Annotated in this window: 29 protein-coding genes, 1 pseudogene and 1 riboswitch; of the genes and pseudogenes, 12 read left to right on the top strand and 18 right to left on the bottom strand. The window is 34.9% G+C overall.

Annotated elements, in window-relative coordinates:
* Positions 1–248 precede the first annotated feature (248 nt).
* Positions 249–377 (top strand): hypothetical protein, encoded by a 129-nt coding sequence (locus tag ACQKN2_RS23095; RefSeq protein WP_402758612.1) that lies wholly within the window; start codon positions 249–251, stop codon positions 375–377.
* Between the two features lie 169 nt (positions 378–546).
* Here ACQKN2_RS23095 and ACQKN2_RS23090 read toward each other — a convergent pair whose 3' ends face one another.
* The gene (locus tag ACQKN2_RS23090) at positions 547–990 is read right to left on the bottom strand and encodes a carboxymuconolactone decarboxylase family protein (protein ID WP_427417010.1); all 444 of its coding nucleotides are present in this window, start codon (positions 988–990) and stop codon (positions 547–549) included.
* Positions 991–1275: 285 nt separating this feature from the next.
* On the opposite strand from ACQKN2_RS23090, the gene ACQKN2_RS23085 reads away from it, so the two are divergent.
* Positions 1276–1683, top strand: a complete 408-nt coding sequence (locus tag ACQKN2_RS23085) for a hypothetical protein (RefSeq protein WP_427417009.1) — start codon at positions 1276–1278, stop codon at positions 1681–1683.
* Positions 1684–2623: 940 nt separating this feature from the next.
* Complete coding sequence (locus ACQKN2_RS23080; protein ID WP_427417008.1) at positions 2624–2899, top strand: hypothetical protein; 276 nt, start codon at positions 2624–2626, stop codon at positions 2897–2899.
* A 222-nt stretch (positions 2900–3121) separates the two neighbouring features.
* Here the strand turns inward: ACQKN2_RS23080 and ACQKN2_RS23075 are convergent, their stop codons facing one another.
* A complete protein-coding gene (locus ACQKN2_RS23075) occupies positions 3122–3595 on the bottom strand; it encodes a DinB family protein (protein WP_427417007.1) in 474 nt (157 codons plus the stop codon).
* A 566-nt stretch (positions 3596–4161) separates the two neighbouring features.
* Between ACQKN2_RS23075 and ACQKN2_RS23070 the strand changes: the two genes are divergently transcribed.
* Positions 4162–4971, top strand: a complete 810-nt coding sequence (locus ACQKN2_RS23070; RefSeq protein ID WP_427417006.1) for a S1C family serine protease — start codon at positions 4162–4164, stop codon at positions 4969–4971.
* A 228-nt stretch (positions 4972–5199) separates the two neighbouring features.
* Here ACQKN2_RS23070 and ACQKN2_RS23065 read toward each other — a convergent pair whose 3' ends face one another.
* Positions 5200–6075: an SDR family oxidoreductase gene (locus tag ACQKN2_RS23065; protein WP_427417005.1), complete on the bottom strand. Its 876-nt coding sequence runs from the start codon at positions 6073–6075 to the stop codon at positions 5200–5202.
* Between the two features lie 266 nt (positions 6076–6341).
* Here ACQKN2_RS23065 and ACQKN2_RS23060 point away from each other — a divergent pair, with 266 nt between their 5' ends.
* A complete protein-coding gene (locus ACQKN2_RS23060; protein WP_427417004.1) occupies positions 6342–6707 on the top strand; it encodes a winged helix-turn-helix transcriptional regulator in 366 nt (121 codons plus the stop codon).
* 457 nt (positions 6708–7164) lie between these two features.
* Here ACQKN2_RS23060 and ACQKN2_RS23055 read toward each other — a convergent pair whose 3' ends face one another.
* The gene (locus ACQKN2_RS23055) at positions 7165–7365 is read right to left on the bottom strand and encodes a cold-shock protein (protein ID WP_049665398.1); all 201 of its coding nucleotides are present in this window, start codon (positions 7363–7365) and stop codon (positions 7165–7167) included.
* Between the two features lie 222 nt (positions 7366–7587).
* Positions 7588–7869, bottom strand: a complete 282-nt coding sequence (locus tag ACQKN2_RS23050) for a DUF1033 family protein (RefSeq protein ID WP_427417011.1) — start codon at positions 7867–7869, stop codon at positions 7588–7590.
* A 127-nt stretch (positions 7870–7996) separates the two neighbouring features.
* On the opposite strand from ACQKN2_RS23050, the gene ACQKN2_RS23045 reads away from it, so the two are divergent.
* Both ACQKN2_RS23045 and ACQKN2_RS23040 read left to right on the top strand, forming a co-directional pair.
* Positions 7997–9724, top strand: coding sequence for a methyl-accepting chemotaxis protein (locus tag ACQKN2_RS23045; RefSeq protein WP_427417003.1), 1728 nt, complete (start codon positions 7997–7999; stop codon positions 9722–9724).
* Positions 9725–9766: 42 nt separating this feature from the next.
* A complete protein-coding gene (locus ACQKN2_RS23040; protein WP_197140733.1) occupies positions 9767–10048 on the top strand; it encodes an acylphosphatase in 282 nt (93 codons plus the stop codon).
* A 172-nt stretch (positions 10049–10220) separates the two neighbouring features.
* Here the strand turns inward: ACQKN2_RS23040 and ACQKN2_RS23035 are convergent, their stop codons facing one another.
* Positions 10221–10343 carry a hypothetical protein gene (locus ACQKN2_RS23035; RefSeq protein ID WP_427417002.1) on the bottom strand — a complete coding sequence of 41 codons (123 nt, stop codon included), beginning with the start codon at positions 10341–10343 and terminating at the stop codon, positions 10221–10223.
* Between the two features lie 163 nt (positions 10344–10506).
* Between ACQKN2_RS23035 and ACQKN2_RS23030 the strand changes: the two genes are divergently transcribed.
* On the top strand, positions 10507–11214 hold the full coding sequence (locus ACQKN2_RS23030) for a hypothetical protein (protein ID WP_427417001.1): 708 nt from the start codon (positions 10507–10509) through the stop codon (positions 11212–11214).
* A 16-nt stretch (positions 11215–11230) separates the two neighbouring features.
* Here the strand turns inward: ACQKN2_RS23030 and ACQKN2_RS23025 are convergent, their stop codons facing one another.
* The 3 genes and pseudogenes from ACQKN2_RS23025 to ACQKN2_RS23015 all read right to left on the bottom strand — a co-directional run.
* Complete coding sequence (locus ACQKN2_RS23025) at positions 11231–11416, bottom strand: hypothetical protein (protein ID WP_427417000.1); 186 nt, start codon at positions 11414–11416, stop codon at positions 11231–11233.
* Between the two features lie 1125 nt (positions 11417–12541).
* Positions 12542–13249 carry a DNA alkylation repair protein gene (locus tag ACQKN2_RS23020; protein WP_427416999.1) on the bottom strand — a complete coding sequence of 236 codons (708 nt, stop codon included), beginning with the start codon at positions 13247–13249 and terminating at the stop codon, positions 12542–12544.
* A gap of 121 nt (positions 13250–13370) precedes the next feature.
* A pseudogene (locus ACQKN2_RS23015) lies at positions 13371–13541 on the bottom strand (MBL fold metallo-hydrolase); the annotation flags it as partial.
* Positions 13542–14067: 526 nt separating this feature from the next.
* On the opposite strand from ACQKN2_RS23015, the gene ACQKN2_RS23010 reads away from it, so the two are divergent.
* A complete protein-coding gene (locus ACQKN2_RS23010; RefSeq protein WP_427416998.1) occupies positions 14068–14184 on the top strand; it encodes a YjcZ family sporulation protein in 117 nt (38 codons plus the stop codon).
* 504 nt (positions 14185–14688) lie between these two features.
* Here the strand turns inward: ACQKN2_RS23010 and ACQKN2_RS23005 are convergent.
* Positions 14689–14955 (bottom strand): hypothetical protein, encoded by a 267-nt coding sequence (locus ACQKN2_RS23005; RefSeq protein WP_427416997.1) that lies wholly within the window; start codon positions 14953–14955, stop codon positions 14689–14691.
* Positions 14956–15132: 177 nt separating this feature from the next.
* Positions 15133–15489, bottom strand: coding sequence for a VOC family protein (locus ACQKN2_RS23000; RefSeq protein WP_427416996.1), 357 nt, complete (start codon positions 15487–15489; stop codon positions 15133–15135).
* Positions 15490–15866: 377 nt separating this feature from the next.
* On the opposite strand from ACQKN2_RS23000, the gene ACQKN2_RS22995 reads away from it, so the two are divergent.
* The 3 genes from ACQKN2_RS22995 to ACQKN2_RS22985 all read left to right on the top strand — a co-directional run bounded on the left by ACQKN2_RS22995 (position 15867) and on the right by ACQKN2_RS22985 (position 18372).
* Positions 15867–16193: a DUF3139 domain-containing protein gene (locus ACQKN2_RS22995; RefSeq protein WP_427416995.1), complete on the top strand. Its 327-nt coding sequence runs from the start codon at positions 15867–15869 to the stop codon at positions 16191–16193.
* Between the two features lie 467 nt (positions 16194–16660).
* Positions 16661–17311 carry a 5-bromo-4-chloroindolyl phosphate hydrolysis family protein gene (locus tag ACQKN2_RS22990; protein ID WP_323646110.1) on the top strand — a complete coding sequence of 217 codons (651 nt, stop codon included), beginning with the start codon at positions 16661–16663 and terminating at the stop codon, positions 17309–17311.
* Positions 17308–18372, top strand: coding sequence for a toxic anion resistance protein (locus ACQKN2_RS22985; RefSeq protein WP_427416994.1), 1065 nt, complete (start codon positions 17308–17310; stop codon positions 18370–18372). The genes ACQKN2_RS22990 and ACQKN2_RS22985 overlap by 4 nt, the downstream gene beginning before the upstream one ends.
* A gap of 312 nt (positions 18373–18684) precedes the next feature.
* Here ACQKN2_RS22985 and ACQKN2_RS22980 read toward each other — a convergent pair whose 3' ends face one another.
* From ACQKN2_RS22980 to ACQKN2_RS22950, 7 genes are all read right to left on the bottom strand, one after another.
* On the bottom strand, positions 18685–18882 hold the full coding sequence (locus tag ACQKN2_RS22980) for a DUF6501 family protein (RefSeq protein ID WP_323646114.1): 198 nt from the start codon (positions 18880–18882) through the stop codon (positions 18685–18687).
* A gap of 816 nt (positions 18883–19698) precedes the next feature.
* Positions 19699–20046: a DUF3221 domain-containing protein gene (locus tag ACQKN2_RS22975; protein WP_427416993.1), complete on the bottom strand. Its 348-nt coding sequence runs from the start codon at positions 20044–20046 to the stop codon at positions 19699–19701.
* A 134-nt stretch (positions 20047–20180) separates the two neighbouring features.
* Positions 20181–20411 carry a hypothetical protein gene (locus ACQKN2_RS22970; RefSeq protein ID WP_427416992.1) on the bottom strand — a complete coding sequence of 77 codons (231 nt, stop codon included), beginning with the start codon at positions 20409–20411 and terminating at the stop codon, positions 20181–20183.
* Between the two features lie 248 nt (positions 20412–20659).
* Complete coding sequence (locus ACQKN2_RS22965; protein WP_427416991.1) at positions 20660–21391, bottom strand: amino acid ABC transporter ATP-binding protein; 732 nt, start codon at positions 21389–21391, stop codon at positions 20660–20662.
* An 11-nt stretch (positions 21392–21402) separates the two neighbouring features.
* Positions 21403–22128 (bottom strand): amino acid ABC transporter permease, encoded by a 726-nt coding sequence (locus tag ACQKN2_RS22960; protein WP_427416990.1) that lies wholly within the window; start codon positions 22126–22128, stop codon positions 21403–21405.
* A gap of 184 nt (positions 22129–22312) precedes the next feature.
* Positions 22313–23179 carry a transporter substrate-binding domain-containing protein gene (locus ACQKN2_RS22955; RefSeq protein ID WP_427416989.1) on the bottom strand — a complete coding sequence of 289 codons (867 nt, stop codon included), beginning with the start codon at positions 23177–23179 and terminating at the stop codon, positions 22313–22315.
* Between the two features lie 116 nt (positions 23180–23295).
* Positions 23296–23482: riboswitch (Lysine riboswitch) on the bottom strand.
* A gap of 402 nt (positions 23483–23884) precedes the next feature.
* The coding region (locus ACQKN2_RS22950; RefSeq protein ID WP_427416988.1) for a hypothetical protein at positions 23885–24265 on the bottom strand (381 nt) is incomplete at its 5' end.

The raw sequence follows: 24265 nt of genomic DNA, 5'->3' as shown, positions 1-24265 counted from the left end.
GAATTTAAAAAAGCTACCGCCTGCAAAATACAGACAGCAGCTTCAAAAAGTTGCCTAACCTTTTTTAAAATGTCCTTTACAAAGGGTACAATTTAATATCTGGCTGACCTTATAATACGAACGGAGCAGTTTAATTGAAGAAGAAGGTTACTTTATACAGATATACCAATGCTGAATTTTAAATTCCATCACTACATTGAATGAATATCTGAAAGATATTGTACAGTAACGAAAGGAGGAAATTTAAAATGATTTTAGGTTCAAATTGTTTAGTTTGTATAAATAACGGCTTAGTTTTAGGGAAAGTACAAGCTGTTTATCAGCATAACGTAGTCGTTGAAATATACAGTGACAAGATAGAAAAGAACCACAAGTAATAAGTAAAGAAAATGTGATTAGTTCAGTTTCTTCGGAAACATTTGAAGCAATTAAAGACCATTATCAAGTGTTAGTGAAAAAAGATTTTTGTAATACATATCGAAAGAAATAGCGAAACAAAGGAAGGAAGGAAAAAACGAACACCGTGAGATGTTCGTTTATATGTTTTTATTTTTCAGTTGCTGTATTCCCCATTGCAATAGAAATTCTATTCCAACTGTTAATCTGATTGATGATTAGAACAAGGTCAACATACTGTTGCTCATCATAGTATTCACGGACCCGATCATATAGGTCATCCGGAACTCTTTTAGTAGGAATTAAAGTTATATGTTCAGATAATTCTAGAGCAACTTTTTCTTCAAGTGTATAAAAAGTACATTCATTCCAAGCACTTAAACAATAAATACGCTGTTCGGTTTCACCCATCTTACGGGCATCGGAAGTATGTGTGTCAATGCAGAAAGCACATCCATTAATTTGAGAGACTCTAATTTTTATAAGTTCTCTAGTTGCCCGATTAATTGTAGATTTCTTAGTGTATTTCTCCATGTCCATCATAATTTTCATACCATCCGGTGCAACATCATAGTAGGCAACTCTTTGACTCATAAGGCAGGACCCCTTTTGTATTAAGATAAGTTAATTATAATTCAATCCGAACGTTTGTGCTAGTTTTAGCTTTGGGATATTTGAATTAAAATGTACTTAAACTAACGGTTAGCTTTAATTGAAGATCATTGAGTTGCATATGCAGCACTTTTTTCTTTATTGAACTAACGGAGCAGGTTTGTTGAACAAGAATATCTGTTATACTTAGACAAAAATCTGAGCTATATTCTGTTAAGCAAACAGGTGTTGATTTGAAATAAAGTTTTTAAGGATATAGGTGATTAAATGAAAAGCAATTACAAATTAAAAGACCCTTCAAAACAATATATTAAAGTGGTAGAACAAGCTAGTTCTTTCTATGGTTTGTTTTCGAGGAAGAAAAAATTAAGAGAGATAGAGGTCTTAAAAAACAAATTAAATAATGGAGATTTCGAAGTAGACGAATTAGCTAGTGGATTTATATTGATAGCCTATAAATATGAAGAAATTAACGATTATGAATCTGCAGCATTTTACTTTAATAAAGGTTTAAATTTAGGCAAAGACGTTCTATTTCCTTATAACCCTTATTTAAAAAGAGTATTAAAAACTTTTCTAAAAGCAAGTCGAAAAGATTTATATGATTATTGGCGTTCAGATTTTTTAAAGAGAAGTCTTTACGACAAAAAATTTAACAAATTGATGAAATTGTAAATCCTCTTATTCAGCTAACGGTGCAGTTTAGTTGAAGAGTGGTGTTTCACATGTGTTCAACAATCGGGCCATTTAATTGAATAACGTCCTTATAGAGGTTGAATAGTTATGTTAAAATTTAGATGTTTATTAAAGTATTAATTACTAAAGAAAAATGACTGGTTTATTGAGGAGGAGTATAATGCGCTTTCTTTTTTTGCTAAGTGTTGTAATCTCGGGAATTGTGAGTGTTGTCGGTTTTACATTCACTAATATGACTACTTCTTCTTTCGACCCCACAGGTGACATTTTTTTTGGAAACGGAAACCCAGGCTTAATGTTTGTTATGTTTCCGATGTTAATTATTCTTTATTTTTTCTTTGCAATGATGTTTGTTTTTGAAAAGTTACATGAACGTTTTTCAATGAGAAGGAAACTGTTTCAAGCATGCTATTCAGGGGTGTTTATGCTGATTTCAGGAATGACGATTTACCGAATCGTTTCATTTCGAAATGAAATCAATCCATATTTTGAATACGAAATATCCTATTTAAATCCTTTTTCTAATCATTTATTTTTTAACTTCTGGACGTTTATAGCCTGCCTTTGTTTTTCAGGATTTTGCTCATTTTATTTCAAGAAAATAATGTGAAGAAATCTACTTAGGGGTACTTTAGTTAAATAACAATACTCAACAATCGGGCGCGATTGTTGAAGAAGCGTCGCTGTTCTTTTTAAACTCCCATGAAAGAACGTAAAAATCTTTCATTTTCTGTGGTGTAGTGTTGATTTTGCGCTACATGGATGGCTAACGGGTGCTTTACTTGAAGATCATTAAATTGCATAGGTAGCTCTTCTTTCTTTGTTGAACTAACGACGCAGGATAGTTAAGTAAGAATGATATGTGAATCTACTGGTGAATAAAGTATTTTATATACACAAAGAGAGAGGAGGCTTAAAAATGAAATCATTAGTTATAGGTAATGTTATATTTACTGGTTTTGTTGCATTATTTATTTCTTGGTTTTTTGCAGAAGGGGCGTTAGGTGAATCTGATACTTTGACGCCAGAATTCTTTTTAATCATACCAGTATGGGCTCTTGGGGCACTGTTGATGTGGAGACTCGTTTCCAAAGACAAATTAGAAAATACTTCTTATTTTAAAATTATATTGAGCAATTCTCTGCTTTGGTTAACTATCCCTTTAGGTTTAATGTTTGCGTTTGAATTTATATAAGAATATTAGAGGAAAGAAAAAGAATAAAGCTGTTTTCTTATTGAACTAATGGGGTGCTTTAGTTGAATAAGATAGACAAACCAGAAGCACAATCTTTGAGAAAACAGCCAAGAAATTAAACAAAAATAGGCACTTCCTATTAACTTTCAAATAAGAATTGCCTATTTTCTCTTTATATTTAATCAAAAAAGACAGATACACTGAGTATCTGCCTAATACGTCTTATTTTTGCATTTCTTTCGTAGGTCCCATTACACCTGGTACTGGTAAGCCTGCTTGACGTAGGAGCACCGTCATTTGTCCACGGTGATGTGTTTGATGATCGATTAGTACACGTAGTAGTGCACCTCTAGCTATTGGACCAGTGAAGCCTTTTACTTCTTCCAGCAAGTCTTCATCTGATAGCTTGGCCGCTTCCTCTTTCACACTATTTGCTACCTTTTCGTATGCAGCTACAATTTCAGCAGCGGTAGATGGAATAGGATCTTCTTGACGAGTCATTGGCACCTGTAAACCTGCTAAATAACTGAAATAACCAGCAGCACCAACTAAATGCCACCCTAACCAGCCTAGCGTGCTGTGACCTTCCACGATGCCTTGCTCTAATTTCTCATCTGTTACGGCTTTTAATACTTGAATAGTACCTTGTGCTGATGCTGACCACTCATTTAAAAAGTCTTCTACTTGTCGATACATATAAACGCCCCCCATTTTCGTATATTCATTTCTATCATATTAAATTATAAACTCTCTTACAAGTTTCCAGCATACAGTTTACATAATATAATTATTTTATTTAAAGAGTGGTGCTCCCTATGGACCTTTTTTGCTTCTACATCCTTTTAACCGAGCAATATTTTTTTCGTGAACGGTTCGATGCGTCTAGCAAAGAGATTATCTTTCTAGAAAACTGATTTTCATAACATTCGTATAACCTATAGACTTCACGTATAATGAAAGAAATGAGCCGAAGAAGTTTCTGTGTTTAGGACGTAATGTAAAAAGGAAATAGCTTTAATGCTTGAACTATATAATCAACCCTGACTTCTTTCACTACTGGAACAACTGTCTATCATGATGATATTCATTTTACACGCTCTAAAGGGTACATTGAACACTATGAAATATTCCGTATAGAAGACACGATGTTGATAATAATATGGAGCCGTTTGTCATTACCCCTACCCTACAAAAAATTGAATAAGAATTACTTTACAGTCGTCCAGCTTGGGCGCTTTTCATTTTGAGTAAGGAGTGCTTTTATGAGTGAAATACATAGAACAACAACAAATGAAGAATTGACGGAAGAAGAATTGATTGAGCTTGTCCTCGCTGAACAGCAAAAGGCGTTAGCTCAAGAACTAGAAGAACAGCAGCAAGATAAAAAGCCTAAAAAACAAAGACCGATTGTCAAATGGATTGTCTGGAGTATGGCATTTGTGTTATTTTTGAATACATTTGCACTTATCTTTCAAATTTACTCCATTCCAGCGATAGAATTTTTGAAAGTGTCTGCTCGATTATCAGCGCAAGAAGATATAAAAACATATAAAAAGGCTGTTGTAGAAATCTCGACGGATTCTAGTAAAGGTACTGGTTTTGTGATTTCTTCAGATGGGCTTATCGTAACCAATGCACACGTTGTAGAAGATGCTCAATCATTATTCGTTGTTTTCCCTGAGGAAGGTTTAATGGGTGCCAAGTTAGTGGAAAGTTACCCAGAAGTAGATTTAGCATTATTGCAAGTAACCGGTGATGATCTACCTTCCCTTTCCCTTGCTAAAAATCCAAGCTATAGCAAAAATGAGCATGTGTATTTCATTGGTAATCCACTAGCCTTTACGGGCATTGCAAATGAAGGAACTTTACTGGAGTCAACATCCCTTGAAGATTGGCAGGAGCCTGTTATGATGATGGATGCCCCTGTTTATCGAGGTAATAGTGGGAGCCCAGTCATAAATGCCGATGGTGAGGTAATTGGGATTGTTTTTGCAACGGCGAAAAAAGATCCATATGGTCGTGTAGGTTTGTTTATTCCCGTTCATGTGTTACAGCGTGTATTAAATAAATAATACCTATGGTAACAATACAGCCATGGATTCAACTGTAAAAAGACCATAAGTTAAAGGCTTATACAAATATAACCCTAATTTAGGACGGCTTGAAAATTTAGCTGAACTAGAGGATTTAAATAAGCTTATTCCATACATTATTGAACATTCTTCAGAAGAAAAACCATCTATTCCTTCTATATAAAAATGACCTCCATTACTATGAGAAGGTCATTTTTTTGATGAAACTTAATTTCCTGTTTGAGAAATTTGACTAATTATTTGGCTAAGAGCTTCGTTTATTGGCGTAGCTGATCTACCAAGTAATTTTTCTAAATCGTTACTTTCAATCTCTAAACCACCTTCTCGAATACCTTTTTGCGTGTTTACAAGCATAGGAAGGTAAGCTTCTGGTACGCCTGCACCTTTCAAAATGTCCGCATAAGTAACATCATCGACTTGTTGTACATGAACTTCTTTCGCTAATCCATCTCCAAGGGCAGATACTAATTCCTCCTGTGTCATTAGCTTCCCAGAAAGCTCGTAAATTGTATTCTCGTGGCCTTTCCCAGTCAATACATTTGCTGCTGCCTCCGCTAAATCTTGTCGAAGTACCCAGCCTACTTTTCCTTTCCCTGCCGATGTAACCCAAGGTGCTCCTACCATCGCGCCCTGTATGTTCCCAATTTCATTTTCAAAATACCAATTGTTTCGTAAAAATGAATAAGGAATACCTGTTTTCATAATAGCTTCTTCTCTGGCTCTATGAGATGAAGCGAGGAAAAATTCACTTTCATTTGCATTTGTCACACTAGTATAAGCAATAAATTTTACTTGAGCACGTTGAGCAGCGGCTACGGCATTCGTATGCTGTCTCATTATTGTTTCATCATCCCCAAACGTAGATATTATTAAAAGTCGATCAATTCCTGAAAAGGCAGCATCTAATGTTTCTGGTTGATCAAAATTTCCGTGTCGAACTTCTACTCCGAGAGCTCGCAATCCTTCTGCTTTCTCTGGATTTCGAACACTAACGGCCAATGCACTCGCCGGTACAACTTTTAATAATGCTTCTACAACCTTTGACCCTAATTTTCCCGTTGCACCTGTAACTAATATTTTCATTTTTTTCCCTCCAAATCAATTATGCCTCGGCATAATTGCGTCCTGAATCGGCTTTGTGCTTGCACAAAGAACTCCTTTCCGATTTCGTGACATCCGCCGGAGGCTTTAACTTCTTTCAGCAGGTGTTTGCACCTGCTGAAAGAAGTTAATATTGAAAAATGAAATCTAAGTATATACTATATCTACAGTCACAAAAATAAAAGTAGGCATTTTTTTATGACATAGTCACAAAAAAAGTACCTTATGAGAGAGGGATACTACAATCAATGGCTCGATTTAATTTTCAAGGAGAACCACCTACCGAAGAACAAGAAGAAGTATGTTCTTTGACACTTACTCAAAATGTAATTGCTGGAAGATGGAAAATCACTATTTTATGGTATCTAAGTCGACGAACAAGAAGATTTAACGAACTTCAAAGGTTGTTACCAGGCATTTCAAAAGGAATATTAACAAGACAACTGAGAGAGTTGGAAGAGGATGGAATGGTTCACAGAGAAGTGTATAAACAAGTTCCTCCAAAAGTTGAATACTCGCTAACAACACAAGGGAAAAGCTTTATACCCGTTTTGAACACTATGGGAGAATGGGGTAAAAAATATATGGAGAAAAAACAAAAGGAATCAAATTAGTCTATACTAAAAAAGGGCTTGTTGTTGATATATAATAAAGTTTGATTAAAATCACTTTAAATTCTTGATTTCACTGCATATAAAAAGCCAACGTTTTGAATAAACTTTATTCAAAACGTTGGCTTTCCTTTAATTTAGCGTAATTCAATTATTACTTTACAAATTCAATAACTATTTTAGAATAAGGCAAATATTTTACATTACACTGGTAAGTACCTTCTTTAACGTAAGGAAAATCATTTGCACCTCCTGAAAGCCTTAAACTGTCTATTACTATCTCTAACCCTTCAGAACCTTTAGCAGTAGACAATATAAATATACATAACTACTCGAATTTAAAACTTGCCCTAAGTATATTTTTTATTCCTGATCGTCTGAATCTATTTGAATACAAAAAAAGACATCCTATATCAATAGGATGTCTTTTTTTAACGAATGTAATTTTAATTACTGAGAATTAAAGTTTAGTTACGTTAGCAGCTTGTGGTCCGCGGTTGCCATCTACAACTTCGAATTCCACTTTTTGACCTTCGTCAAGAGTTTTGAAACCTTCGCCTCCGATAGCTGAGAAGTGTACGAATACGTCGTTTTCGCCTTCTACTTCGATGAATCCAAAACCTTTTTCTGAGTTAAACCATTTTACTGTACCTTGTTTCATTTAAGAAAACCTCCAAAAAATAAAAGTGAACAATATGTAATTTCTTCAGCGTATGAAAAAATTCACATATTACAAAGAGTACCGAACTAACGCGATCACTTTTTGTAATATGTGAATTCATGTTTCGGTGAAGCAATTAAATTGTTAAGTTAAGTATAACCATCATTCATAATTTTGTCAAATAAAGAAAAATGTTTTTTTAAAAATGTCAAAATTTTATTTCTATTCCTCAGATTTCAAAGCGATAATACCGTGATAAATTTGTACATCATCGTCACAGGCTTCGCAAAAAACACTTTCATCCTCTGACCAGAAGGCCCAAAATCCCCCTTCTTTCGTTACCTCATTGTCATATGCTAATCGGAAGTGCTGCAGTTTTCTTTGTAATGCTGACTCAAATTGCTCCTCTGTTTCGAAGGTTTCATTTGTTTGAATAAAAGCCTCCCAGCCCTCAAACTTCCACCAAGGCTCATAATCAGCTTTCATGTAAATGATTGTATACATATTTGCCACATTCCCTGCTGTAATAAGATATTTTCATTTTAGCAAAGACATTTGAAATGTCTATTAAAACACTCTTTAATATGCTATTATTACCTTATTATTCATAATTTTTGGAGGTATTTCTTTTATGTTTTCAAGTATTCGACCTAAGGCCGAACTCGAAGAATTATTAAAGCGTGGTACAAATTTAAATGCTACAGGCCGTTTTAATAAAACACTAGCATTTAACCATTTCAACTCTCAAGATGAAGAGAATTTAAAAACTCTCTATAAAAAATTAAATGATATCACGCCTTCAATGAACGCTATTTTTAATAATTATTTAAGTGAAATATCTCTCTCCTCTCAGCTAACGATCAGTGAAGAAAATATTAATCGATACTTAACTCAATTTTTCTTAGCTACTCGTGATGATGAATATGTGGATGAAACCGTTAAATTTTTCAATTTATTCAGAAAAAATCAATATGAGCCTGGTAAGTTAATCGTCGTCTTCAATCAATTTGCTTTTTATATTACTACATACATATTACATAATTTTGGTTTAAAACCTTATAAGGCATTTGAGTACATGAAATCCTTCCAATCTGCAGTCAATGTTGATCAGGAATTACTCGTTGAAGTATTAACAGAACGTACGATTGAAAATGTAGTTGCTGAAGTTTCTTCTTTAATGGATGTTAACGCAAAAATCATGTATATGAAAGATTTAGTATTTAGCTTAGATAAGCAAAATGAAGAAATTCAATCCTCTACCGCAGCAACTGAAGAAATTGCCGCTTCTATTAATGAGGTTGCTCGAATGTCTTCCCGTATTTCAGAAAAAACAACTGAATCTGTTGATCACGCTGTACAAGGAAAAAATGCCATTGAGCATGCCCTTTCTGAAATCTTTAAAACTGAAGAGACATTTACAACGATTGTTGAGTCCTTTTCAGAATTACAAAAGCGGGTAAATGATATCGAAAATGTTGTAACGTTAATCAACCAAATTGCCGATCAGACGAATTTACTTGCTTTGAACGCTTCTATTGAGGCTGCACGAGCAGGTGAGCATGGTAAAGGCTTCGCCGTAGTTGCACAGGAAGTTCGAAAGCTCGCTGAGGGCACAGTATCAGCGCTTAGTGAAGTAACTACAAATGTACATCATTTAAAGAGCTATTCAAATGAAGTGTCAGTCTCGATTACGGAAACGACAGAGATTATAAAAGAAGCAACAGTGGAAGCTAAAGAATCATTACCATTATTAAATGCGATTGTTAGTGCCATTGAAGGTATTAATCTGGATGTTACAAATACAGCGGCGATATCAGAGGAGCAAGCCGCAGCTATTGATGAAGTATCAGCAAGAATGATTGAGATATCTAGTCTTCAAGATGATATTCGTGATTATAGCCACAACACATCTAGAGATATTCACGCATTAGGGAAAGAAATTAATCGATTCCGAAATGACATTATTGCCAATAATAACGTTCAACTATCGTCTATAGCACTTTTACAATTATCAAAAGCCGACCATATTTTATGGAAATGGCGAATTTATAATATGTTCCTCGGTCTTGAAAGCGTCCAACCAAGTGATGTTTCTTCGCATACGGATTGTCGTCTCGGTAAATGGTATACATCTGCTCGCTCAGTAGAACGTTTTGGGCACTTGCAGGACTATCGTGATTTAGACGCATATCATTTACATGTACATAAATCAGCGAAGTTAGCAGCGGAGGCTTATAAAGTTGGGAATATTCAACAAGCTGAAGTTCATTTAAAAGAAGTAGATCAAGCTTCAAAGCAGGTTCTCTATTATATCAATAATTTAATTGCTTATTTAGAAAAAGAACGTGTTATGCACTAAACACAAAGGGGGTTCTTCCCCCCTTCTCTAGGAGGTGTTAGCTTGAATAAGCGAGCGCTAATTAAATTTTTCGGAGATGTTTATGGGACTGGCTACCGTTTTTTCATTAAACAAAAAGCGATTGAGCTAGGATTAAAAGGTTACTGTAAACTAAATGATCAAGAACAAATTGAGGTTGAAGTAGAAGGTTCCAAAAAAGCGATAGATGAATTCTTAGTATTTGTTCAAAAGGGTGTTAGCCCTCAAGCAGATTCAAATTCATTTGCATTAGAGCTTTTTGATGATTTAAAAGGCTATGCACGCATGGACTCAGACATTGTTTAGTCTTGCCCCTCCTTTTTTTGAATGAATAAGGTTTTGAATACGGTGACGTTGTTGGGGGCAAGTTTATATTTTATTAATTAGGATTGGGAATAATACCCCAGTCCTTTTTATTTTTTCCTTCCATAAAAAAGCACCTGCCGTAGCAAGCGCAAATAATTATTTAGATGCTTTATTATTGCTCTCTTTCTAATATTTCTTTTAGTTCAGCTTCTCTTTTAGCTATTAGCCGTGGAACACCAGTTTTTAATAAAAATCGAAGCATATTTTTTAATGCTTCATCTGAAGGTTTATTCATTGATTACCCCCTATTGAAAATTTCGTCTCCTCTTACTTTTATTTTTTATAATCATAAATATATTTCCTTGCTTGATCATAAAGTAGAAAAATATTTGAATAAAAAATAAAAAATGTAAATAGAGTATTATGTGGATAATAATAGAAAAAACGGGGTGATTCAAATGAAATTTTTACAAAAATTAAGTTTGATCGGACTGTCAGTATGTATTTTGAGTATCGTTTTTTCATCTGCCAGCATGGCAACAAAAATCATTACAGAAGAGCACCTGACTTCAGTCAATAATAAAAACAAAAATGAAGTTCATTATTACAAAAACGACTCCGCCAAAATTTTAGCACAAGAAACAAAAACGGTGCTGATTAAAACAGAAAGAGAAGATAAATCAAAATTAGAGCAAAAAACAAAAGAATTTGAAGAAAAAATGAAAATGGAACAGATAGCCTTTATTGAAGAGGGCTTGAAAAAGGCAACAACACTGCAAGATGTAGAAAAAGTAAAAAATGAAGCAGCTAACTTATTAAATAAAGAAAAAGCATTGTTTAAAGAAGAAAGTGAAAAATATGTAAAAAAAGTGATTGATACGGAAAAAGTGAACTTAGCGATGATTTCAAGTTCATATAAAACGATTATGGATGACTTTTTCACCTTTAACAAACACAGATTCTATTACTATGATGTAAATAAAAATGAATTTGTTCCAAATGATAAAGTAAGTAAAACAGAAGAGGTAAAAGAATTTGAAAAAAAACATAAAGAAGATACAATTGTAAAAAACAATCCAATCAACACCTTAATTCTGTTCATTCTGCTTGGATTGTTATGTACAATTCCTCTTTCCATAAGCATAAAACAAAAAAACAGAGCGTAAGCTTTGTTTTTTTGTTTTAATGGGCGATTTTTTGCTCAATGCATATTCCAATGTGGGAAATTAACACGTCATTTAAATGATCGTAATCATGTTGAATCACTCTCGCATTAAAACCTACCCTTTTATTAAATCGACCATTTGGCATCGATAAAATATCGACACCAGATGGCTGCATAGTCTTTTTTGGCTTTCTACTTGGCATGAGTAAATCCAAAGTATCTATACTGCAACCATAAATTTCAGCAAAAAAACAAAGCATAAACTTTCCAAACGGAAAATTTATGCTTTACGTCATATTAAATTATGATAATAAAAACAATCTTTAATCAAATACTTTGATTAGGGGATTACTTTTTAAGTATATCCCTGCCAATGGGGCAAAGATATTCTTAAAATCACATTGTTCGAATCCAGATCGGGTAGCCATATGGAGGTATAGCACCTTTATGAGTGATTTCATTAATTTTATCCATTAAATGAGATGTTGCCTGTGAGACAACTCTTAATTGAATTATTTGTGCAGATAAAAACTATAAACAATGTTATTACTTCCTAGTGCTGCTTGCTTTTTCTAATACGGGTTGTGTTCGTTGCTGCATGTTCTCATTCCTCTTTACATCTATGTTTTATTTAGTTGCTACCGCATTTAAAAGTAATTGTTTGTTGCGATCAGACATTACACGCCATTCTTTAACCGTTACTTTCATTTGCCTCCACTTCCTTTCAAATATATGCTCCTAACCACTGTATGCAATCGCTGACGAATGTAAGACACTTCAGCATTGATTAATAACAATTGTGTCTATTTTTATTAAAAAAGTAGACCAGCCCTCACGGCGAGCATGATTGCCTTGACCGGTTAGCCACCCCTTACTATAGATGAATTCTAGTTTATCGAATCATGCGAATAAAGGCTCCGTGCCAAGTTGCAATTATTCACACACTTGTATAGAAAAGTAGTTAATCATCGTCGAAAGTGTACATGCTTAAACGAGCAAAAATGTACATTGTTTTGACATTTACAATGATAATCAATTTTGCCCAACTTTTAATTATATTCGATAGAATCAAAAATGATTCCACATTTCAACTAATTTTTCTATTTTATTCACATTCGACATTCTAGCAAATTATCTATATTAGATCTACTAATTTAACCGTTATAAAACGACTGGACATTCTCTATGCTTTTGTCCTCTACTACTGCTCAAAAGTCCATTCGATACATCCTCCATTGGATATTGTATGCACAATAAAAAGCCACACCTTGTTAGATGTGACTTAGGATTTTATTCGCTTGGATTAATACACCGATGCAAAGCTAATTTTAACACCTTACATGCTTGCGTTTGAAACCGATTCTCCCTCTATCCATTTCTTTTTTAATACTTTCATAAGCATTTAAAAAACTTGTTTTTTTCATGTCCCTTTTGAGTTCTACTACACCTGTTTCCTTTGCGGTCTCGATAGCCTTTTCATGTAGTGGTAAATACGAAATTCCCACTGTGGATAGAAAATTATTCATAGCAGATTTTGTTCTTTCTGGTGAATCATGAATAGAATTTTTTACAATATCAAGCATATTGGAAATCTTGCTTTCGGAAAATTCATTGTCTTTGCGATTCCCTAAAAGCCAGCAGTAGCAACTCCAACCCGCTGACATTCTTAACTCGTCACCGCTTGCAATCCAGTTATCAGCAACGTCTTGGGCAATATCTGACTCTGATAAAGTTACTGCCACTACATAATCAGACAGCATATAAAAATACGCTTCATCTATCCAACGATCAAAATCCGACTCAGTCATAGCATTTGGGTCTGCAATAATGCCTGCAAAATACATTGCATCATAATTACCTGTAGCATAAAGCTCTTCAGCTAAACGTTGGTTTATTTTTATTTTCTTTGCAATAGGTTTCATAGCACCTGTAGCAACACCGAAAAGAGGCTCATGCGCACCATTGGATATATACATTTTTTTAGTTCGTTCCTTACCAAGGGATTCAAGCTCCTGCATAACTGTTTCGAAATCCAAAGTTTTGTACTTCCTTTCTTATTACAATTATCTCCTTAATTATAATCCACTAGTTTCTACTCTTTATCAAGTCTTCCACACTTCTCAAGCATACAGATTTTCCCTTTTGTGGAATACTCAATTAAAATTCTGAAATTACTTTTTGAATCTGCTCATTAATATTTTCCTTACTTAATCCTCCGTGATAACAATTCACAGATTCAATGTCGGGGTCAAGGTATTTCTTCAAAGAGTGTCGGGTTCCTTCTATATCCAGTGCTGTCGGTGCATGAATTCTCCCAATTACTCCATGCGGGTATTCGCTCTGCTTCCGCGGGTATTCGCCCTGCTTCCGCGGGTATTCACTTCACTTCCGCGGGTATTCGCCCTGCTTCCGCGGGTATTTACCCTGCTTCCGCGGGTATTCGCCCTGCTTCCGCGGGTATTGCTTCGCTTCGCGGGTATTCGCCCTGCTTCCGCGGGTATTTACCCTGCTTCGCGGGTATTTACCCTGCTTCCGCGAGTATTTCCTCTGCTTCCGCGGGTATTCGCCCTGCTTCCGCGGGTATTTACCCTGCTTCCGCGGGTATTTGCCCTGCTTCCGCGGGTATTCGCCCTGCTTCCGCGGGTATTCACTTCACTTCCGCGGGTATTTGCCCTGTTTCCGCGGGTATTCGCCCTGCTTCCGCGGGTATTGCTTCGCTTCGCGGGTATTGCTTTGCTCTGTTTGGAAACCCGCTGAAAGAAGTTAAATCATTTTCTAAGACAACCTATGATAAATATCTCAACCACTATTGAAAACTATACATATTATAAATTACAGAAAGGAGGGAATTATTATGTCTCAATATGGTGGTAATCGAGGTTCTGGCTACGGTTCAGCATTTGCGCTACTTGTTGTTTTATTCATTCTTCTAATTATTATTGGTGCTGCATTCCTATTTAATTCGTATTAACATTTCTAACATAAATCATAGATATTTAATCCATAACATTACAATTAATAACTTCAAACATCTAATGCATTTTTCAAAATAACCATACATCTCTTTTTCTTTTCTAAGGGTCACTACCCTTCGGTGACCCTTTTAATGATTCATTACATGCATAATAAAAACCACTATTCATCGTGTGTATGATTATTTACTGTCAGTTAAATATGGATCTGTCTAATCTCCTCTTGTGAGATTAGACAGATCCAATGCTCATTCCTGGTAGAATCAGTTGTTACTAGCATAACAAGTATAAGTCGTTGTATAGTCTGGCTACTTTACCTTTGAAGGCTATTAATATGAAAAGTGTATCCAGCTTAATAGGTATACCTAGAATAAGATGAAAACACTTTGAACTTCTGATTTACGTTTCGCGTTCACTCTTAAATCTATCTCCCTCAGAATATGTAACAAACAAAAGTATAATAAAAACCTATATCAAATTGGGTGTGACTTGATATCAATATTTTATTCAGTCATTAATGTCACAATGGTTTTATTATTATTACACATAAGAGTATTAGCTTTAAATTTTATACTCGTTGAAAGCAGCTGCAACATGTTTAATTCATTAGCCAAATTTTCTAATTCAACCAACCCTTCACTATGCAAATTACTAACTTCCAACTCAAGTTGGTTTAATGATTTTTGAATTGATTCTATATTTTCCTTGTATTTCTCTAAAATAATTTTAGTTTCCAATATCTCAACCTTGTTGTTTGTGTTCTTTGGCATATGGCAGACTCCCTTTCTTCTATAAACTCTTGAACATGAAAGCGTCTTAAGGATTGGATATAATTAACACTATTATAATGGTGTTTATCTTATTTAACAATATTAATCTCAAATGAAATAAAAAAGCCACATCTAGTTAGATGTGACTTTCTGAAACATTAAGGAATATATATCTACCTAAATAAATTGTAAATACTCAAAGACATTCCCGAAAGGATCTTTAAAGCTAATCACTTTTCCTGGAGGACAATCCATTGGTTCTTCAGCAATGAATTCAACATTATGTTCTTTTAGCTCTTTGACTGTCTGATTAATGTCTTCCGTTTTTAGAGCTAAAACCACACCTAAAGAATCTCTAGAAATGGATTCAGATTTTTTTGCTTCTTCTAAAACTAATGGTAAATCTCCGTTGACAAGTGTTACAATTTTGGGTCCGTATTGTTTGTTTACCTCAAAACCTAAAACAGTAGTGTAAAAATCAATTGCTTTTTCAATGTTAGGTACATAGATGCTGATAACACAAATTTGACTCATAATTCATCCCCCCATAATTCCATTGATTACCTTTTTTTACTTATAAAAATAATAGAATATTGCGAACTATTTTTCAACTATTAAGTCAATTGGCAAAATAAAAGCCCAATGGATATGATTTTGCATTTTACGGTTCCCCTTCTTTATCTTTTAGAAGGTTCTTGCTCTAGTCATTTGATGTGGGAGCTTCTTGTGAAGTAGATACTTTTACTAGCTATTCTATATTTATCAAGCTATAAAGGTAATCCCTACCCAACCATGAAATGCCTTCTATATTCCATAAAAGAAATAATAGCGTAACCAGGTGTTCGGAGATTAATTGCCGAAATAATAACTATTAAAAAATATTGGGCAGAACTTGTTTAGGGGGATGAAGTTTGAAAAAATTTTTGATCGTTGGGATAATCATTATGTTGCTTGTACCATTTTGTACAGTACACATCAAAAAGCGGCTATATGAAAAAAGAATCGAAAACTATTTGATTGAGGATATGTCTTATTCGAAAGAAGCTATCCAATCTATTGAATGTAAATGGCACTTTGCAGGTCTTCCAAGTTATTGGGTAAACGTTATTTTTTCAGATGAACCAAATGTCGTCTATACTTATTTTGCTCATGATAAAGACCAATTAGGGGAATTTGAATACCATACAATAGATGGGACAACTCTTTCGCCAAAACAATTAAAGCATTATAAGCGTTGAACAAACTGAAAGCAGGCATGATTCTCTACTCAAAATGTAAGCGTATTGTGGGCATAAAATCATATAAGCAAATAAAACGCTGATGGTGAGGAATTAACAACAGATGAAAAAACAATACTAATAGTTGACCTATTATGAGAAAAAATAAAAAAACGTGTAAAGCACTGCAATAATCGCGAATCACATTAATTTTGAATACGATATAAAAAAATAATTGGTTCTGATAGACTAATGCCACTCTACCGAGTTAGATAAAGCCGCAATGTCGGACATTTAGTTCGACTTCTATTTCGTCTTTCCACTTTTTTTGCTAATAAAGCAAAGGATTTACTTATTCTAAAGTAATATCATTGTGAAACTTTACAAATAGCAGTAAAATTTATGTAAGGTTTATTTTTTCGTTGAAACTTTATGTCGATTATTTCGTATAAGAAGATAGACATATTTAAATGCTAGGAGGAAGAAACATGCTCAGTGTCGGACAGTTTTTCTCTAGACATACCGCTAGCCTCTTAATTTCTCTCACAACTGTTTCTATCGCAGCCTTTGCGGCAACGCCAGGATACTTACTTGGTAGTTTATTGTTCGCTGGAACATACGCGTCCAGTACGACGCTGTTGAAACATAGACAGAAAAAGAAATTCATGCAAATAGCCGGTATAACCAAAGAAGAATACAAACATATTGAAACACAACTTACAGCAGCCAATAAAAACATTCAAACATTAAGTCAAAACTACTTACGTGTACGCTCTGTTTCTGCATTTAAGCAATTACTCGAAATGACACGTATTTCAAAAAATATCGTGAAAATTGTTAAAACAGATCCACGAAAATTTTATAATGTTGAACAGTTTTTTTATGCACATCTCCCGTCCGCTGTTGAATTAACGGATAAGTATACGATGTTATCAAGGCAGCCTGTGAAGGATAAGGAAATCCAAATTACATTATCAAAAACAAGAGAAACACTTACCGATTTAAATGATACGATTCAAATTGATTTAAAGGATGCGCTTTCCAACGACATTGACCATCTTCAAATGGAAATCGAATTTGCGAATCGTTCCAATATACGACGAAAAGAACAATTGGAGTGGCGAGGCGATGATAAGTGACGGCGAATGATCACGCATTTCAACTAAATACAATACAAGGTATTTCCCCTCTTGTGCAATCTTATTTAGAGACTACAAATAATGAGGCGATGGCGACGTATGAAACGCTATCGCCTCTTGCACAAAGTCGTGCACTTCTCTATGCTAGTCAGCTTGACCTGACAAACTTCGAATCAGTCCTGTCTCTAGGGCAAGATTCACAGCGATCACTTTCTCAATTTGCCGATCGAATGCTTGCACAAGTAAAACAGAAAGACGTCACAAAAATTGGCCAAATGCTAGACTCATTAATGCATACGTTAGACCGTGTAGACCCTAACGCATTAGAACCAAAAAAACAGTCCTTTTTCAAAAAAATGTTTGGTAAAATTGAGCCTACTGTTAAGCAAACATTAACGGAGTTTGAACGTATTAGTATCCAAGTAGAACGAATTGGTGTTCAGCTTGAACGTGAACAGCTTCAAATGATTAAAGATGTAGAAATGCTAGAAGAACTGTATGCACATAATAGAGGATTCTTTGAAGAGTTAGCGACTGCTATTGCAGCCGGACAAATGAAGAAGCAGCAAGCCATTGAAGTGGAACTTCCTGAAAAGGTGACTAGTGCACAGGGGGCGAAACAGCCACTAGCTGTCCAACAGCTTAATGACTATGCCGCTCAAATCGAACGTCTAGATCAACGTATTTATGACTTACAAGTTTCTCAGCAGGTTGCCTTACAAACTGCGCCTCAAATACGCATGATCCAACAGTCCAATCAAACACTAGCGGAAAAAATAGAATTTTCAATCGTTACCCTTATTCCACTTTGGAAAAATCAGTTAGCTATGATGTTATCTATGCATATGGATCATCGCTACGCGCAGCTAGAAGAAAGATTATCTCGTACAAATGATCGTTTTACGAGCCCTTCCTTTGAACAGCAAGTATCAAAATTCAAAGAGACACAACATGAGCTGAAGTCAGCTATCCAAGATGTCTTTGACCTTCATACGGCTACAGAGCAGGAAAAAGAGCATCTACAGGATGTTGCTGAAATAAAGACCTTAAAGAGGAAATGATTTCGTTTTTCCAACAAAAAAGGGTGGCTCAGAAATCATCTGAACCACCCTTTTATTTTCATTCAAACCTACTGAATAGAGGAACTCAGTCTAAGAACGCCACGTCCTGAGGCAACGACTGAGTGATCAACATCACGTTGACCCAAAGCCTCCGGCGGATGTCACGAATTTTAAAAGGAATGCGTTGTGCTCGCACAACTCAAAATCCGGACGCATTGTTTATCTGCGCTAAAGCGAAGCGTCAGCGGCAAATGTTTTCTGTAGCGAAAGCAAAGCGACAGCTACAATTACGCCAAGGCGAAATTGATATACTTATTCAAAATAATCTTTATAGTAGCCACCAATATTACCTGTGTTATCGATAATAAAAACGAATTCTTCTGTTTCATTTTTCACATCATATTGTTTGCCTACTGTTAATACGTTTGAAACTAAATATTTTGATGCATTTGTATGCTTACAAGTAACTGTACGTACAGTTGAAGCATCTTTCCATTTTAAATGTAACATAATCTCTCTACCTCTCTTTACTAGCACGAAGCTAATGTCTACAGCTTATTTTATAATATTTTTGTACGCTTGTGGAGAAAAAAACCATAGAAGACCATATTTTCTCCGTAACTATCCATTTTTTTAACTATATCAATTTCGTCTTGGCGTAATTGGTGCTGTCGCTTCGCTTCCGCACAGTAAACATTTGGTGCTTTCGCACAGATGATCAATGCGTCTGGAGGTAATATTCTCATTCAGTAGATGTTTCACATTTAGAACTGGGAGTCCACTAACGAATGAAGATAACTAATAAAAATTTTACTTCGAGGTGTTAACATGAGCTTTGGTGGTGTACCACAATGGTTTTTTATCCTGGCCGTTGCATTTGCAATTTGCTTTATTTTATACGCAGAATGGAATTCTAGAAAATAAAGCAACCTATTTTCTGTAAAAAAACGTTAAATGTACATTGCTAAATTCAATTTTAGTGGTGTACGTTTTATTTTTTAGAAGTCATAAACAAATGGGATTAGAAGTAGACGGACTTCAGCTTGAAAGGGTAAAGAGCGAGCACGCTCATCCGTCGCTCATGCCATTTTACGAATTGCTTATTACCATCTAACAAGGAAAGAAATGTATGTAGACTTAACAACAAAACAATCAACTATTCGATATTCTGTTCGGAGACTTGTAAGTTTGGGTTACAATGTGACCGTCACTGCCTAATACAATCTAAACCAGATTTCCACTTTTTTAATGACTAGGCCTTTATTTTTAGTGCCAGAGATTTTATTTTCATGGAAGTTTAAAACTTCATTTTTTTAATCTCGCTCATTATTCATTAATCTCAATTTTTTCTGCAACTGCTTGTGCTGGATAACTTTCTTCTATTTTGGTTGTCCAAACAGAAACAGTAAGTCCTACTTTTAAAAATTCAATATCATCAGTTGAAAACCATATCGCATCTGGTCTGCCATCTGGTAATTTTTCGATTTTGTTTTCCACTAAAAATCTTTTACCTTCTATTTGAACAATTTCGCCTATGATTGTAGGCTTATCTGTTATTTTCTCAGCTGACTTTGAAATCTCTTTGTCGAGTCCCTCCTCATTCCCACTTTTTTGACACCCCAATAATCCAATTGATAAAAATAGTAAAGATATAATTAAACTAAATTTTTTCAATATCATCACTCCTTTTAAAAATTAGACTGAATTTCGTATTTTTCGTTTCAATAAATTTCAAAATCATTCCACTAAAAATCCTCCTAATTTCAATAAAAAAAGGACATTACCCTTCTTTAAGAGCCCCCTATAGCTTAAGAACAGCACATCACAGCCTTATCAATATCTTTTTCATTTATTAAAACACTACCATTATCATCAATAATGAAATCAACCTTGGCATTAGTAAGCCGTTCTATCGCTGAATCAATACTTTCTTGTGATTGTGTAGATGAATCAACCCATACGTTATAGCTTTTTTCTTGCGAACATCCAACAAACAGAACACTAGTTACGGTAAATAGAATAACTAATTTTTTCAACATACAACCTCCATTATTAAAGGGTTAATAACTGCATAAAATTTATAAATTTGACGCTATCAGTGGAAGGAAGTTCCTAGACAAAAATGGTCCATTAATTGAAATAGCCCAGATTATATCTTTAATCGCAAAAAAAGCTGAACTAATACGTTCAGCTTAATAATGTTGCACATTATATAAAGATAAATTTCATATTAATAAAATTGTTTGGACTCACTTTTTAGTTATTCATAACCAGAGGCGGAACTTATTTATCTTAATGTCCGTTTTAAAAACTCTTTTGTCCGTTCATGCAGAGGGGTTACTAAAACCTGTGCTGGAGGGCCTTCCTCTACAATAACACCTTTATCCATAAAGACAACGCGATCTGCTACCTCTTTGGCAAATTCCATTTCATGTGTAACAATTAACATCGTATTACCGGAATCCGCTAGCTGACGCATTACTTTTAATACTTCACCTACCATTTCTGGGTCAAGGGCTGACGTCGGTTCATCAAACAGCATTACTTCTGGGCTCATTGACAAGGCGCGTGCAATCGCTACACGCTGTTTTTGACCGCCAGATAGCTGTCGTGGCTTCGCATTGACGTATTGATCCATCCCAACAATTTGTAAATATTTTAGCGCAACTTCATCAGCTTCTGCCTTCGAACGCTTTAATACTTTCATTTGACCAACTGTGCAATTTTTAAGCACATTATGATTGTTGAATAGGTTAAATTGCTGGAATACCATTCCTAAATGTGTACGGTATTCCTGGATATTATGTTTTTCATCTAAAATATCTTCACCTTTGTAAATAATTTGACCGCCAGTTGGAATTTCCAGTAAATTAATGCAACGTAGTAATGTTGATTTACCAGATCCTGAAGAACCGATTAAGCAGACAACCTCGCCCTTTTCTACTTGGAAATTTACATCCTTTAACACTTCATTACGACCAAATGATTTACTTAAATGCTCTATTTTAATAACAGTCATTTATTGGCCCCCTATATTGCTTCTTTCTGTTTTTTTTGGTAGGCATCTTGTCCATCCAGCCGTTTTTCTACATACAGTAAAATTCTTGACGCTGTGAATGTCATTATGAAATAAAGGACACATGCTACGAAGAAGGATTCGAAATAGCGGAAGTTATTACCTGCAATCGATTTTGTTTGGAAAAATAATTCCGTAACCCCAATAACATTTAAAACCGCTGTATCTTTAATGTTCATAATTAATTGGTTACCCGTTGCAGGCAGTATATTACGGGAAACTTGTGGTAATATAACATGTAGCATGATTTGAACATGATTCATACCAATAGCCGATGCAGCCTCGTACTGCCCTTGATCAATGGAAACAATTCCACCACGCACGATTTCTGCCATATAAGCACCTGTATTTAGTGAAACAACTAAAATACCTGCCGTAATAAAGTGCATATCAATGCCAAATGCTATATCTAATCCGTAAAATACAACCATTGCTTGTACAATCATTGGTGTACCACGGAAGAATTCGACATAGCAAGTTAGTATAAAATTAATGAATTTTAAGCTATAAAATTTTACATCCTTTTTACGAACTTTGATGGTATGCATAATGCCAATAAAAAATCCGATAAGTGCACCAATAATTGTACTACTAATTGAAATAAGTAATGTATAATACGTACCTCGTAAAAACATTTGCCAGTTGTTCTCAACAATTGAAATAATCCATTCAAGACTCATGATGTACCCCCTAACAACGTCATATTGCTTTTTCGAACCAATCCTCTTAGCTATCTAGCATTTTCATTGGCCACTGTTTCTTATATCTTATGAAATAATTAGCTAAGACATTAATATTTTTTAGAAAGATTCTACTATAATGTAATGATATTGCACGGACTAATAGCTAGCCCGTGCATTCATTTTATTGTGCTGCTGGTTGTTGGTGAATGGCTTCTTCCATAATTTTTTGGCGATCATCTTCAGAAATACCTTTTAAGATTTCATTAATCTTTTCAAGATTTGCATCACCTTTACGCAAACCAACTGCTATCGATGTATCTGCAATATCTGTATCGAAACCTTGTTCAAATTTTACATATGTTAATTTATCGTTTGCAGCAGCAACGGAAATACCTTCTGGTCGTTCTGCTACATAGCCGTCAATTTTTCCAGCTTCTACTGCTACACGCATTGCTGGGAAGGTATCCATTGCTGTTTGTTTTTTTACACCTTTGATTTGATCAATAACAGTGTAGTTCGTTGTATTTAACTGTGATGTAATTTTTGCACCAGAGAAATCTTGAATAGATTTTGCATTTTCGTATTTACTACCTTTTTTAACAACCATTACAAAATCAGACGTGTAGTAGTTTTCTGAGAAGTCGATCGTTTTCTTACGTTCTTCAGTAGGTGACATACCTGCAATAATTGCATCGATTTTATTTGATTGTAGAGCTGGTACTAAGCCATCCCATTCAAATTTTAAGACGACTAATTCTTTTCCTAAGCCTTCAGCTATTTTTTTCGCCATTTGTACATCATATCCGCCTGCATATTCTGAATTATCACGAATTTTAATTGCGCCATTTGCATCATCTTGCTGCGTCCAGTTAAACGGAGCATAACCACCTTCCATCCCGATACGGAATTGGCCGCCAGCTTCCTTATTATTCGTATTGACTCCCTCATTACTAGATGATGAAGGCTCCTTTTTGTCACCAGTACCACATGCAGCGAGCAAAATTGCAGTCATTACAATCAACATTACTACTAACCATTTTCTTTTCATGTAAAACTCCCCCTTTTTTGTAAAAAAAATAAGACAACTGTACTAAAAAAGCCTAAGTTTTTAACTTAGGTCTTACTTTTTTCAACAGTTGCCCAAATCCTCACTGGAATTCCACATTCCAAGATAGCACAACCTAGTAAACTTGGAAGAGAATTTACTAGGACAGTCCTGCACTTATTCACTGCAGACCCAGCATAAAAGTACGAGCTCCTTTTACACTTCGGCGATAGTTCCTTCTTCATTGCGTCTTCGCTTGCTTGTACTCAACAATGAACTAATAAATACCGCACCTCTACCTCACAATAGAATAAACGTGAGGTTTGTATATTTAATTGATTATTAAGATACTACTATAAAACTAACTTATTCGTCAAGATAGTTTCATTAATTTTCTGAATAATTACAATATTAGGGTTATTCATCCTTTTAATGCCTTATATACACTTTTGCAAAGTTGAAAATGATTAAGACTGCCCCTTTGCCTAAAGAGTCCATAAAGTCGCCCATACTCCATAGTACTTACTTCAACCAACATATATACTTGGATAGATTTATAACAAATATAAATGTAGAACTGATTCTTCAGGAAATCCGCAAATTATTAATACTTACTATTAATTCAAAAGAAATTGTTGATTAATAAGGACAATAGTCTTGGCACAATATGCATCTTTGCTGTGAAGCTTTCACAAACGGTGGGCTAAGTTATCCATTGATTCGTTTCGTTTCCGTCATCTCGAGTGCTTTATCCGTCATTTTGGCGGTTTTATCCGTCGCATCGCCTCTTCTTTCCGTCGTTTTGGCTCTTTTATCCGTCACTTCGCCTCTTCTTTCCGTCGTTTTGGCGGTTTTATCCGTCACTTCGGCTTTTCTTTCCGTCGCTTTGGCTCTTTTATCCGTCACTTCGCCTCTTCTTTCCGTCGCTCTGATTACTTTTACCTTCACTTCCTCAAATGTTTCATAAAAAGTAAAAAAACCTTGCGAAACAATGTGAACTGCTCCCCAATTGTTAGACACATCTAACAATTGGAGGTGCAGTTTTTTTATGGTCAAATATACTGCCGAAGATAGATTACAAGCTGTTGA

The sequence above is a fragment of the Lysinibacillus sp. NPDC093688 genome (genome assembly GCF_050280145.1).
In the GTDB taxonomy this organism is placed as follows: domain Bacteria; phylum Bacillota; class Bacilli; order Bacillales_A; family Planococcaceae; genus Lysinibacillus; species Lysinibacillus xylanilyticus_B.
This window is presented reverse-complemented; position numbering and strand designations above follow the sequence as displayed.

Excerpts from the sequence above, each read along its gene's own strand:
- ACQKN2_RS22990 (WP_323646110.1), top strand. The coding sequence starts at position 16,661 with ATGCTCAGTGTCGGACAGTTTTTCTCTAGACATACCGCTAGCCTCTTA.
- ACQKN2_RS23000 (WP_427416996.1), bottom strand. The coding sequence starts at position 15,489 with ATGAGTCAAATTTGTGTTATCAGCATCTATGTACCTAACATTGAAAAA.
- ACQKN2_RS23055 (WP_049665398.1), bottom strand. The coding sequence starts at position 7,365 with ATGAAACAAGGTACAGTAAAATGGTTTAACTCAGAAAAAGGTTTTGGA.
- ACQKN2_RS22980 (WP_323646114.1), bottom strand. The coding sequence starts at position 18,882 with ATGTTACATTTAAAATGGAAAGATGCTTCAACTGTACGTACAGTTACT.
- ACQKN2_RS23030 (WP_427417001.1), top strand. The coding sequence starts at position 10,507 with ATGAAATTTTTACAAAAATTAAGTTTGATCGGACTGTCAGTATGTATT.
- ACQKN2_RS22965 (WP_427416991.1), bottom strand. The coding sequence starts at position 21,391 with ATGACTGTTATTAAAATAGAGCATTTAAGTAAATCATTTGGTCGTAAT.
- ACQKN2_RS23085 (WP_427417009.1), top strand. The coding sequence starts at position 1,276 with ATGAAAAGCAATTACAAATTAAAAGACCCTTCAAAACAATATATTAAA.
- ACQKN2_RS23010 (WP_427416998.1), top strand. The coding sequence starts at position 14,068 with ATGTCTCAATATGGTGGTAATCGAGGTTCTGGCTACGGTTCAGCATTT.
- ACQKN2_RS23095 (WP_402758612.1), top strand. The coding sequence starts at position 249 with ATGATTTTAGGTTCAAATTGTTTAGTTTGTATAAATAACGGCTTAGTT.
- ACQKN2_RS23090 (WP_427417010.1), bottom strand. The coding sequence starts at position 990 with ATGAGTCAAAGAGTTGCCTACTATGATGTTGCACCGGATGGTATGAAA.
- ACQKN2_RS22955 (WP_427416989.1), bottom strand. The coding sequence starts at position 23,179 with ATGAAAAGAAAATGGTTAGTAGTAATGTTGATTGTAATGACTGCAATT.
- ACQKN2_RS23080 (WP_427417008.1), top strand. The coding sequence starts at position 2,624 with ATGAAATCATTAGTTATAGGTAATGTTATATTTACTGGTTTTGTTGCA.
- ACQKN2_RS23045 (WP_427417003.1), top strand. The coding sequence starts at position 7,997 with ATGTTTTCAAGTATTCGACCTAAGGCCGAACTCGAAGAATTATTAAAG.
- ACQKN2_RS23050 (WP_427417011.1), bottom strand. The coding sequence starts at position 7,869 with ATGTATACAATCATTTACATGAAAGCTGATTATGAGCCTTGGTGGAAG.
- ACQKN2_RS23060 (WP_427417004.1), top strand. The coding sequence starts at position 6,342 with ATGGCTCGATTTAATTTTCAAGGAGAACCACCTACCGAAGAACAAGAA.
- ACQKN2_RS23005 (WP_427416997.1), bottom strand. The coding sequence starts at position 14,955 with ATGCCAAAGAACACAAACAACAAGGTTGAGATATTGGAAACTAAAATT.
- ACQKN2_RS23070 (WP_427417006.1), top strand. The coding sequence starts at position 4,162 with ATGAGTGAAATACATAGAACAACAACAAATGAAGAATTGACGGAAGAA.
- ACQKN2_RS23065 (WP_427417005.1), bottom strand. The coding sequence starts at position 6,075 with ATGAAAATATTAGTTACAGGTGCAACGGGAAAATTAGGGTCAAAGGTT.
- ACQKN2_RS23035 (WP_427417002.1), bottom strand. The coding sequence starts at position 10,343 with ATGAATAAACCTTCAGATGAAGCATTAAAAAATATGCTTCGATTTTTA.
- ACQKN2_RS23025 (WP_427417000.1), bottom strand. The coding sequence starts at position 11,416 with ATGCCAAGTAGAAAGCCAAAAAAGACTATGCAGCCATCTGGTGTCGAT.
- ACQKN2_RS22960 (WP_427416990.1), bottom strand. The coding sequence starts at position 22,128 with ATGAGTCTTGAATGGATTATTTCAATTGTTGAGAACAACTGGCAAATG.
- ACQKN2_RS23075 (WP_427417007.1), bottom strand. The coding sequence starts at position 3,595 with ATGTATCGACAAGTAGAAGACTTTTTAAATGAGTGGTCAGCATCAGCA.
- ACQKN2_RS22970 (WP_427416992.1), bottom strand. The coding sequence starts at position 20,411 with ATGTTGAAAAAATTAGTTATTCTATTTACCGTAACTAGTGTTCTGTTT.